9 protein-coding genes are annotated in these 11,331 nt (G+C 59.5%); 2 read left to right on the top strand and 7 right to left on the bottom strand.

All coding sequences use genetic code 11. The features are described from left to right. The coding region (locus VGG64_15255) for a nucleoside transporter C-terminal domain-containing protein (GenBank protein HEY1600959.1) at window positions 1-1,030 on the top strand (1,030 nt) is incomplete at its 5' end. Here the strand turns inward: VGG64_15255 and VGG64_15250 are convergent. From VGG64_15250 to VGG64_15235, 4 genes are all read right to left on the bottom strand, one after another. Further along, window positions 1,027-2,346, bottom strand: a complete 1,320-nt coding sequence (locus VGG64_15250) for a thymidine phosphorylase (protein HEY1600958.1) — start codon at window positions 2,344-2,346, stop codon at window positions 1,027-1,029. The two genes, VGG64_15255 and VGG64_15250, sit on opposite strands and share 4 nt — an antisense overlap. A gap of 20 nt (window positions 2,347-2,366) precedes the next feature. Continuing rightward, on the bottom strand, window positions 2,367-3,260 hold the full coding sequence (locus VGG64_15245) for a purine-nucleoside phosphorylase (GenBank protein HEY1600957.1): 894 nt from the start codon (window positions 3,258-3,260) through the stop codon (window positions 2,367-2,369). Between the two features lie 66 nt (window positions 3,261-3,326). Then, window positions 3,327-4,055: a deoxyribose-phosphate aldolase gene (gene deoC / locus VGG64_15240; protein HEY1600956.1), complete on the bottom strand. Its 729-nt coding sequence runs from the start codon at window positions 4,053-4,055 to the stop codon at window positions 3,327-3,329. Window positions 4,056-4,338: 283 nt separating this feature from the next. Next, entirely contained in the window at window positions 4,339-5,799 is a 1,461-nt protein-coding gene (locus VGG64_15235; GenBank protein ID HEY1600955.1) for a serine hydrolase, read from the bottom strand. 292 nt (window positions 5,800-6,091) lie between these two features. Here VGG64_15235 and VGG64_15230 point away from each other — a divergent pair, with 292 nt between their 5' ends. Beyond that, window positions 6,092-7,915: an ATP-binding cassette domain-containing protein gene (locus VGG64_15230; GenBank protein ID HEY1600954.1), complete on the top strand. Its 1,824-nt coding sequence runs from the start codon at window positions 6,092-6,094 to the stop codon at window positions 7,913-7,915. 29 nt (window positions 7,916-7,944) lie between these two features. Here the strand turns inward: VGG64_15230 and epsC are convergent, their stop codons facing one another. The 3 genes from epsC to VGG64_15215 all read right to left on the bottom strand — a co-directional run bounded on the left by epsC (window position 7,945) and on the right by VGG64_15215 (window position 10,624). After that, a complete protein-coding gene (epsC, locus tag VGG64_15225) occupies window positions 7,945-8,898 on the bottom strand; it encodes a serine O-acetyltransferase EpsC (GenBank protein HEY1600953.1) in 954 nt (317 codons plus the stop codon). After that, a complete protein-coding gene (cysK, locus tag VGG64_15220) occupies window positions 8,895-9,872 on the bottom strand; it encodes a cysteine synthase A (protein ID HEY1600952.1) in 978 nt (325 codons plus the stop codon). Before cysK ends, epsC begins: the two co-directional genes overlap by 4 nt. 182 nt (window positions 9,873-10,054) lie before the next feature. Continuing rightward, entirely contained in the window at window positions 10,055-10,624 is a 570-nt protein-coding gene (locus VGG64_15215) for a rhodanese-like domain-containing protein (GenBank protein ID HEY1600951.1), read from the bottom strand. Between the last annotated feature and the right edge of the window lie 707 nt (window positions 10,625-11,331).

Below are 11,331 nucleotides of genomic sequence, written 5' to 3'. Positions count from 1 at the left end.
TTTCGAAAGCCTCCTGAGCTATGTCGACGTCGGCTCGGAGTTTGTCTTTGGTAAACAGTTTCGCGAATTCTTTTTCGCACTGAAAGTTTTGCCGACGATTATCTTCTTTTCGTCCTTGATGTCGGTGCTCTATTTTCTACGCGTCATGCAGGCGGTCGTCTGGATCTTCGGCCGGCTGATGCAAATGACCTTGAAGACGACCGGGCCGGAAAGTTTGGCCGCGGCCGCCAATATTTTTTTGGGACAGACCGAGGCGCCGCTCGTTGTCAGGCCTTACGTTCGCACGATGACGCGATCGGAGTTGATGGCCATTATGGTGCCCGGCTTTGGCTCGACAGCTGGCGGCGTGTTGGCTGCCTACATCAGCATGGGCATTGATGCGGCACATTTGGTCTCGGCGTCGGTCCTGTCGGCGCCTGCCGGATTATTGATCGCCAAGGTGCTCGTTCCCGAGACCAAGACGTCTTGCGCACCGGACGCGGTAGCGGTGACAGTCGACGACGTCGGGACGAATCTTATCGAGGCAGCATCAATCGGCGCAACAGAAGGAATGAAGCTCGCCATCAACGTAGCGGCGATGCTGATCGCCTTTTTGGCGCTGATCACAATGTGCGACGCGCTAATCGGCTGGACCGGCGCCTGTTTCGGCTGGAATTGGTCGCTGTCGGCTGGTCTCAGTTATCTCTTCGCCCCGATTGCCTGGTTGATGGGAATTGAATGGGCCGATTGTTTCAAGGTCGGAGAATTGCTTGGCTTGCGCATGGTCACCAACGAAATGGTGGCTTATGAGCGTATGGCCGAATGGATTCAACCCGATTCGGGCGTCCAGATGAGCGAGCGGACGCAAGTCATCCTAACTTACGCGCTGTGCGGGTTTGCGAATTTCTCGTCGATCGGCATTCAGATCGGCGGCATCGGCGCCATGGCGCCCGAGCGCCGAACCGAACTGGCACAGCTCGGTTTCAGGGCCATGCTGGGAGGTACGTTGGCATGTTTTATGACAGCCTGCGTGGCCGGCGTGTTGATTTAATCGTCTGCCGATCGCCCGTTATCTTGTTCAGCGGTGGCGACGATTCTCTCCGCGATCAATGGCTCTATGACCGGTGCCTGGGATCCGATTTGGAAGCAGTCCTGCAATAGCGGCAGGCAGCCGTCCCGCACCCGCGCCTCGGCAAAGATGTTCAGCAAGGGTTGGCCAGCGACGATTGGATCGCCCAGCCGCACGAGAATCTCGATTCCCACCGAGTGATCGACGGGATCTCCGAGCTTTTTGCGGCCTCCTCCCAATTCAACGATTGCCAGCCCCAATCGTTCCGCATCGATCGATTTGATGAAGCCGGAATCGGTCGCTGTCAGCGGCCAGGTCGGGGCGCGCCGACGTGGTGCATCCAGGTTGCCCCCTTGAGCGGTCACCATCTGGCGGAACTTTTCCAGCGCGCGCCCCGAATCCAGATGGTCAGCCAAGAGTAGCTGTGCTGCGGCCGGGCCGGGCGCCAGTTCTCTCGCGACGATAATCTCGCCGGCCAAGGCCAACGACAGTTCCCGCATGTCGGCCGGTCCGCCGCCGGCGAGTGTTTCCAGAGCTTCGTCGATTTCGACCGCGTTGCCGGCCAGGCGGCCATTCGGCTGATTCATCGCCGTCAGCAGGGCGGTCGTTCGCAATCCCAATCGCGCGGCCATGTTAACCAGCGATTCGGCCAAAGCGCGCGCCTGACCGCGGGTCTTCATGAATGCGCCGGAGCCAAATTTCACATCCAGCACCAAGGCCGTCAGGTTCTCTGCCAGCTTCTTGCTGAGAATGCTAGCCGTAATCAAGGGAATCGACGCGACGGTGCCGGTCACGTCGCGCAGCGCGTACAATTTGCGGTCAGCCGGCACCAACTCGGCCGAGGCGCTCGTGATGACGCAGCCGACACGCCGCACGATGTCGCGAACCTCGCCTGCGGACAGATTCGTACGCAATCCTGGTATCGATTCGAGCTTGTCGAGCGTCCCTCCGGTTGCCCCCAACCCCCGACCCGAGATCATCGGCACGTGCAGCCCACAGCAAGCCAGCAACGGTGCGATGGTGAACGACGATTTATCGCCAATTCCTCCCGTCGAGTGTTTGTCGACACGTGGGGTGGCATCGTCTGCTTCGAGCGTCTGGCCCGAGTGAAGCATCGCGCGCGTCAGAGCCATGGTCTCGGCGCTATTCATGCCCCGTAGATAGACGGCCATTGCCCAGGCCGACATCTGATAGTCTGGAATGTGGTTGGTCGCGTAGGCCCGCACCAGCGCGTCGATTTCGTCGGCACTGAGCGCTTCTCCGTCTCGCTTTCTCGCGATGCATTGCAGGACGTTCATGGGCCGGGATTCGGTTTCTCTCAGGGTTGAACGTCGTGAGGAACGCGATCCGCGGTTGCGCAGCGGCTCGACTCGGCCGGCTCCGTGCCACTGGCAAGGTCTGCCAGAATAGCCAGGACAATCTTGCGCACGTTGGGCTCGGCAGATTGTGCCGCGCGAACCACGCTAGCGCCATCGCTTACGGCGACCACGTTGGGACGACAGACATTTGTAACGACCGAAAGCGCCAGCACACGCAATCTGGCGTGAGCGGCCACGATCACTTCAGGAACGGTGGACATGCCCACGACGTCCGCGCCGATGAGGCGCAAGAAGCGATATTCGGCGCGGGTTTCGTAATTCGGACCGGACAGGCCCACGTAAACGCCTCGATGCGCTACGAAGTTCTCGCGCCGCGCAATCTCGAGCGCCCGTGCCACCAGCGCAGGATCATAGGGCTCGCTCATGTCCGGGAAGCGTGGCCCCAATACTTCATCATTGATGCCCACCAGAGGATTAGCCGGCATCAAGTTAATGTGATCGTCCAGCACCACGACGTCCCCCACAGAGTAGTTGGGGTTCAATCCGCCACTGGCGTTCGACACAATCAAAAGTTCGACGCCAAGCTGCTTCATCACGCGCACCGGCAACGTAATGTGCGCGGCCGCATAGCCCTCGTACGAATGAAATCGACCTTCCATGGTGACGACAGTTGTGCCGGCCACAGTGCCACATACGAGGTGCCCCTTGTGTCCTAGCGCCGTGGCGCGTGGAAAGTGGGGAATGTCCTCATAGTTCAGTACAGCTTCGCGGTCGATCTGATCCGAGAATCCTGCCAGGCCCGTACCCAGAATGATGCCGACTCGCGGTTGGCCAGACCATGCGGCGCGAATGGCCGCGGCTGCAGCGTTAATCTGGCAAGCAGATTCCGTCACAAAAGCTATCCTTGCCGGTAATAATCGATACGCATCTGATGCCACAAAGCCGCCGCAGCGGACGGATCAATAACCCACTTCGGACTGGGAAGCTGCCTGACTGCTGGGCTGCCCTTCGACAATCACGGCTGTCGAACTGGTGCCGATGCGCGTGGCTCCCAGGTTAACCACTCGCAAGGCGTCCTCATAATTGCGAACTCCGCCGGCAGCCTTTAGGCCGACTTCGGGCGCGGCATGGGTCCGCATGAGACGCAGGTCGTGATCCGTCGCGCCGATCGTGGCAAAACCGCCACCGGAACGACTGATAAAACCAAACCCGGTCGAGGTCTTGACGAAATCGGCACGCACTTCAGAGCAGATGCGGCAGAGCTCGATCTTTAAATCGTCGCTTGGCAAGAATTCGTTTTCGAAGATGACCTTGAGAAGAGCACCATGCTGGTGGGCCGCGTCAACTACCGCGCGAATGTCGGACTCGACAAAGGACCAGTCGCGGTCAAGAACTCGGCCGACGTTGACAACCATGTCTAACTCAACCGCCCCCTGTTGGCAGGCCAGATGCGCCTCGTATACCTTGGTCTCAGTGGCGTTCGAGCCGTGCGGGAAGCCGATCACCGTACACACGGCCACATCGGAGCCGGACAATAATTCCTTGGCGAGTGGCACTGCGTATGGCTTGATGCACACGGAAGCTACGTGCAATCGTCGGGCAAGCTGGCATCCCTCGCGCAGCTGCTTTTCGGTCATTGTCGGATGTAACAACGAGTGGTCGATCAACCTGGCAATAGACTGGGTCATAAACGCGACTATCGTGACATGGTTTCGATGAGATGATCGGACCGGCACCCATTTCTAGCATCTGGCCGGCGAGCCGTCGATTCCATCGAGCATATCACGCGCCGAAGCGAAGTGATGGCGCGCAGAGCCGAGACGTCCATCGCGTATTTCGACAATTAACGCACGATGGTCAAGAGAAGAGGCAAAGGAATTCGAGGAAGCGACGCCAATCTTAACGATGCGCTCACATTTCCCACCAAGTACGGTGAAAAGACGGTCCTGCGACGACCGTGATCAGGCGCGGTTACTTTGCCTTGCCGACCAATTCCGGCTGCTTGGTCCGAACGAATCCGACATTGGTTTCGGAATTGAACGTTAGATTGTCCCCCGCGAACTTCAATCGCGTCGTGACGATGAACGGCGTTTCGTAGAAGCAGATCTTGGCCGTGAATTCGTCGCCGGTCCAACCGCCGGCGGCAGCTGCCGGTTGCTGTGGCAATAGGCCCCACGCTACTTGCCCGTCGATCCACTTGCCTTGCCCGCATTCGATGCGTTGTTCGCTGCCGTCGATGCGCGTGACGAGCGTCACGTGGCTGTTGGCGGCGTCGCGCTCGAGCGTGATCGACTCCAGCTTGAAATCATTCGAGGGAAACTCGTAAGTCTTGCCCGAGATTGTTGCAGGTTCGCCGCTGTTGTCCGGCAGTCGCACGGTTAGTCCTGCCAGTTTTTGCCGTAGCTTCGTCGTCGCGGCTTCGTCGGGTCTTAAGGCGGACGGATTCAGCGCGGGCAAGAGCTGTTCCCAGACCAGACTTATTACGCCCGGCATGTTGCGGACGCCACTCGTGATGGCAACGACCGTGTCCTGCTCGGGCAGCACGACGCAGAATTGTCCAAAGGCGCCGTCGCCGCGGTACGCGCCGTGGGTACAACGCCAGAATTGATATCCGTAACCCTGCTCCCAATCGCTGTCGGGATTGCTGCCGTTGGAGGTTTGTCGGGCGGTCGCAGCCTCGATCCAGCTGGCAGGGACGAGTTGCTTGTCCTGCCACTTTCCTTTCTGCAGGTAGAGCTGACCGAACTTGGCAATGTCTTCGGTACGAATGCTGAGACCGTAGCCGCCCGTCGAAATTCCCTGCGGGCTCGTTTCCCAGGTCGGCCCGGCTATTCCCAAAGGTTCGAAGAGCCGTGTCTGCAGATAGTCGAGCACGGTTTGTCCCGTCGCTTTTTGCACGATCGCCGATTGCATGTAGGTGCCCGACGTGTTGTAGAGAAAATGTGTGCCCGGTCTAAAAGGAACCGGCTGGGCCAAGAACGTTTTCGTCCATGGTTCGTTGGTTGTGCGCGCGGGCTCGACCTGATGGCCTGTCGACATGCGTAACAGATCGCTGACCCGCATTGCTTTGAGGAAGTTGCTTGGCTCGGACGGAGCGTCGTCGGGGAAAAACTTCAACACTTCATCGTTCAAGCCGAGTTTGCCCTCGGAGATGGCCAGACCAACCGCCGTAGAGGTAAAGCTCTTGCTGAGTGAATACAAAGAGTGGCGAGCCTCGGCTCGAAAGGGCGTCCACCAGCCTTCGGCGACGACGTGACCATGTCGCACCAGCATGAAGCTGTTCATGGCATCGATCTTGTCGGCCGCCTCGATGAACGAAAGCACGGCCGGCGACGAGACGCCTTGCGCCTCGGGATTACTGCGCGGCAGGTCGGCCGCGTACGAGACCGAGCACACGAACAAAAATTGAGCGACGACGCAGAAGGTCTTCATAAGACGGTGGTCCTGGCAGATGAATCTGGAACAATAACGGGCGAGCGTCGATTAGCGTAATCGTTCGGCGGTCGCCCTGCCAGAATTTGTTCTCCTAGACTCGCGGACCAATCTGGCTGCCAACCAACCGAACCCTCCAGTTATCCAGCGGAATATTCCCGAAGCCGTCCCGGCCGAGCAAAGTCGGACAGGCGGCCTGGAAGGGCTCTCGCCCCAAAACGGGAAATACGCATAATTCCCAGTGCCCCGTGTACTTACCCAGCGAACGTCGACCCCCCGCCACGCATTGCCCATGCCCCTTATTACAGTCAGCGACCTTTCGATTGGCTTTCGCGGTCGTACGTTGCTCGATGCGGTGTCGTGCCAGATCGAGACGGGCCAAAGGATTGCCTTGTTAGGCCGCAACGGGGCGGGCAAGACCACGTTCATGCGGATCCTCTGTGGGCAGGCCGAGCCGGACTCGGGTCAGGCCACGTTCGCGCCGGGGACGCGGATCGCGCTGTTGCCCCAGGATGTCCCACAGGATATTGCAGGTCCGGTCAGGGACGTCGTCGCCCTCGGTTTGGACAGCGTCGGGCACGAGTCTGAAACAGCCTGGCAGGCCGAGCATAAGCTCGAACGCATTCTGTCGAACATGGATTTGCCGGCCGAGGCACGCTTCGAGAGCCTTTCGTCCGGCATGAAGCGCCGGGTGCTGCTGGCCCGAGCGCTCGTCTCGGGGCCAGATGTATTGCTCTTGGATGAGCCAACGAACCATCTCGATGTGGAGGCCATCAACTGGTTGGAAGATTTCCTTGGCCGTACCAGCGCCACGTTGATTTTCGTCACGCACGATCGCATGTTTCTGCGCAGACTGGCCACGCGCATCCTGGAAATCGACCAAGCCCGACTTTTTGACTGGTCGTGCGATTACGACACGTTCCTGAGCCGTAAGGAAGACCTGCTGGCCGCCGAGGAGAAGCAGAACGCTCTGTTCGACAAGAAGCTGGCCGAGGAGGAGGTCTGGCTGCGTCGCGGGGTCAAGGCGCGGCGGACCCGCAACGAGGGTCGGGTCAGGGCGCTGGAACAGATGCGGCGCGTCCGCAGCGAACGGCGCACGTCCGGCGGCAAAGTGCAGATGGCGATTGCCGAAGCGCAACGCAGCGGAACGCTGGTCGCCGAGCTTGACTGCGTCACGTTCGCATGCGAACAGCGACCGATCGTGCGTGATTTTTCCTCGACGATTCTTCGTGGAGATAAAATCGGCGTCTTCGGTCCCAACGGCTCCGGAAAAACCACGTTGCTACAGTTGCTGTTGGGACAACTTCAGCCGCAATTGGGCACGGTGCGACTGGGAACGAATTTGCAGATCGCGTATTTCGATCAGCTCAGGCAACAGCTGAATCCGGATGCATCGGTCCAGGAGAACGTCAGCGATGGCTACGACACTGTCACCATTGGCGGCAAGCCGCGACATGTGATCGGCTATCTCGAAGAATTCCTCTTCAGCCCAGAACGCTCGCGGACTGCCGTGCGCTATCTGTCGGGCGGAGAGTGCAATCGGGTGCTGTTGGCAAAGCTCTTTGCCAAGCCGGCCAACGTCATCGTGCTAGACGAACCGACGAACGACTTGGATGCCGAGACCCTAGAGTTGCTCGAAGAGCGCTTGGTGCAGTTCACGGGAACCGTATTGGTGGTCAGCCACGATCGGGAATTCTTGAATAATGTCGTGTCGAGCACCATCGTCTTTGAAAACGGCGGAGTAAAAGAGTACGTCGGCGGCTATGACGATTGGCTGCGCCAGCGTCCTGTGAGCAGTACGGTACCAGCCCCCGTAAACCGACCGAGCGTAATGGCGACGGCCAAAACGTCTGCCGCGCCGCAGGCCGATGCGCAGCCTGACCAGCGCAAGCGACGGCTTTCATTCAAAGAGCGGCAAGAATTGCAGGGCCTGCCCGCCTTGATCGAGAAACTCGAAGGCCAGATCGCCGAGATGCACCGGGAGATGTCGCAGGACGCGTTCTACCGGCAGCCGGGCCCGCAAATCGCCGAGCAACAGGCACTGCTCAAAGAACTAGAAGAGCAGCTGGCCACGGTCTACATCCGTTGGGAAGAGTTGGAACCGTTCGCCGATTGAGCTGGATGCGTCAGGCGATTGCTACGGGATTAAATTCCCGAACCGTCGTCGAATATCTCGCTGCGCACCTGAGCTTGAGTGATGTTGCTTCCTGGTGGAGTACTGCGCGTCAGCCAGACGTTTCCGCCGATGACCGAACCCCGACCGATCGTGATGCGCCCCAGAATCGTCGCGCCGGCGTAGATCACGACATCGTCCTCAACGATTGGATGTCGCGGGTTTCCTTTGACGAGCGAGCCGTCCTCGTCGACTTGAAAGCGTTTTGCGCCCAGTGTTACTCCGTGGTACAGCCGTACGTGCTCGCCAATCACGGCCGTTTCGCCGATTACGACGCCCGTGCCGTGATCGATGAAAAAGCTTCCTTTAATCTGTGCCCCGGGATGGATGTCGATGCCGGTCAGGGAGTGCGCGATTTCCGCCACAATTCGCGCAACCAGCACCGCTCCCTGGGCATACAAGGCATGTGCCAGGCGGTGATGCGCAATCGCCATTATCCCGGGATAACAGGCCAAAACTTCGTCGACGCTACGGGCCGCCGGGTCTCCCTCGTAAGCGGCATAAATGTCGCTTTCCAATAGTGCGCGGATCGACGGCAGGCTGCCGGCAAAATCTCGCACGATCGCCATGGCGTATTGGCGATGCTCATCCCCCGCGGCGTCGCTGCCGGCTACAAACTCTAACTCGCGAACAACCTGCTCGACGAGATCACGCAACGCCTTGTCGAGTGTATGGCCGACGAAGTAGTCGATACTCTCGCTGGCGAGCGAGAACGACGCCAGGCGATTAGGAAAGAGGGCCGCGATCAAGCTCTCGACGATCGTCGTGAGCGTGGTCCGCGACGGCAGCTTAGCCGGCTTGTCGGCACGCCGCCGGGCCGCCAGCGAGGCCTGCCGCAACTCGCGCAGCTCGTTGACAATGGCATTAATATCCCAGTGCAACTCGCCCAGGTTCAGCGTGTGCGGTTTGTGAATGCTGGTGGTCATCGGGCATGTCCCTCGGCATCGAACATGCCCTCGAAGAGGATCGAGCTGAGGTATCGTTCACCGGAATCGGGCAGCACCACCACAATCGTTTTGCCCGCGTTTTCGGGACGCTTGGCAATCCGTACGGCCGCCGCCACAGCGGCCCCGCAAGAGATTCCCGCCAGAATTCCTTCTTCAAGCGCCAAGCGGCGGGCGAACGCGATCGACTCTTCGTTTGTGACCTGCTCGATGTCGTCCACCAATGACATGTCCAACACGGCCGGGACAAAGCCCGCGCCGATTCCTTGGATCTTGTGAGGCCCGGGCTTGAGGGGTTCGCCGGCGCGCTGCTGAGTCAAAACGGGGCTCGCTGTCGGCTCGACAGCGACAGATCGCATCGCCTTGCCTTTGGTTTTCTTGATATAGCGAGACACCCCGGTGATCGTGCCCCCCGTGCCCACGCCCGAGACGAAAATGTCGACGGCGCCGTCGGTGTCGTCCCAGATCTCGGGGCCTGTCGTCTGCTCGTGGATGGCGGGGTTGGCCTGGTTCTTGAATTGTTGCAAGAGCACGTAGCGGTTCGGATCCGATGCCACGATCTCTTCGGCCTTGGCGATTGCTCCGCCCATGCCGCGCGGACCTTCGGTCAGCACCAGCTTGGCGCCATAGGCCACGAGCAGTTTGCGTCGCTCGAGGCTCATCGTCTCGGGCATGGTCAGGGTAAGCGGAATCTTGCGCGCCGCGGCGACGAATGCCAGTGCGATGCCGGTGTTGCCGCTAGTCGGTTCGACGAGCTCCTTACCGGGACCAAGCATACCGCGACGTTCGGCATCCCAAATCATCGCCGCGCCAATGCGGCACTTGACGGAATACGCCGGGTTGCGGCCTTCGATCTTGGCCAGCACCGTGGCTTGCGCCCCGTCGGTTACGCGGTTCAGTTGAACCAGCGGGGTATGACCGATTGATAGTGAGTTGTCCTTGAACCACCGCGACATGGCACGTCCTCTGAGAAAGGGACCGATGAACTTGATATATACAAAAATAGCCAGTGATCCGAGCAGGACACACTGGCCTCCGGTTGTCCGGTTAGCAATTGCGAAACCGACCGAATGGTAGCCGGGTTGAGGCCACCTATCAAGTAATTCGTGCCCGCGCGGGCGACGCGCCGGAACCGAGGTTACACGGCGCAAGGGGCGGCCGAATCGGTCGAGTCGGTGCTGCAGCGGTTCCAAGGCATACGGGCAAGCATCATACCCATTCCGCAAGTATCCGTGATCCCGGCGAACACCAGCCCTGCACCCACGAACGCTGACAGGCCGAAAAACACGGGGTGCGCGAACCATCCCAGCGTGACCCCGACCAGTACTAACGAACCTGCCGCGATCCGCACCTGTCGTTCCAGAGAGATTGCCTTTTGCCCGTGGACCAGGGGCAAAGCGGTGCGCGCGCAGGCCTGCGTTCCGCCTTCGACGTTGATTACGTTCTGGAATCCAGCTTGCTGGAATCTCTCACAGGCCTTCTGACTGCGCCCCCCCGCCTGGCAGACGACGTACAGTGGCTTATCTGCCGACCCGCTCCGCCCCTTCATAACGGCGTTTGGGTCAAGGTGATCCAAAGGCACGTTGCGGGCGAGCTTTAAGTGGAGTGCGCGAAACTCAACGGGAGTTCGCACATCGATCAGGTCGATCTCGTGGCCTTCCTGGTGTCGCTGCGCCAAGTTGGCCGCGGAAATTGTGGCAAGGCTCATGGCAGCGATCCTCCTCAAATCAACGGTTAGTTCCGGTCGGGGAAGGGCCCTTCCTATCAACTAGAATCGGCAACTGTTCCGTAAAATCGGATTGTATCGCCGACAGGATTTTCACTCTCCGCCGTAAAGTATATGGGAATTGCCGTTTCCGAATCAATTCGCGGCCGTATTTGCCGCGCAAGGGATGCCTGCTCGGGAGGACCGGGATAGGGCAGAAAAAGTCGGAAGCGATATACGATCGCCATATTTTCCTGCCGCCGCATCTTTCCTACCCGTGTGAGAGACGGTAAGCTAGCAAAACTTTGCGGCCTAGCTTGCTGGGCCGCGATCATCGAGCTGACCGGACTAACCGGAGGCTTCCTGGGGTGTCCGTAGTGTACGAGCTGATTGTTAAATAGCTCGTTTCGACGGACCCTCGCGGGTAGTCAATATTGTCCCGGATAGGCAGTTTGCGGTGAGTCAATGGAGTGGCCACTTTCTGCGACTTCTTGCCTTCACGCTGGCCTTTTCGGCCAAGTCGTTTCTCTTCTAACCAGCCGTCGAGACAGCCATGTCTGATTCCAGATTGCAGCGTAGCGTGACGACTTCAGTCGCGAAGAATTTAGCGACGACGACGAAGACGTCGCCGAAGATGATGTCGATCACCCCGCGTTGGCTTTTGAGCCTTCTGCCGTGGGTGAACGTGGCGGGTGGCACGTATCGGGTGA

The organism is Pirellulales bacterium (genome assembly GCA_036490175.1).
Lineage (GTDB): Bacteria > Planctomycetota > Planctomycetia > Pirellulales > JACPPG01 > JACPPG01.
This window is presented reverse-complemented; position numbering and strand designations above follow the sequence as displayed.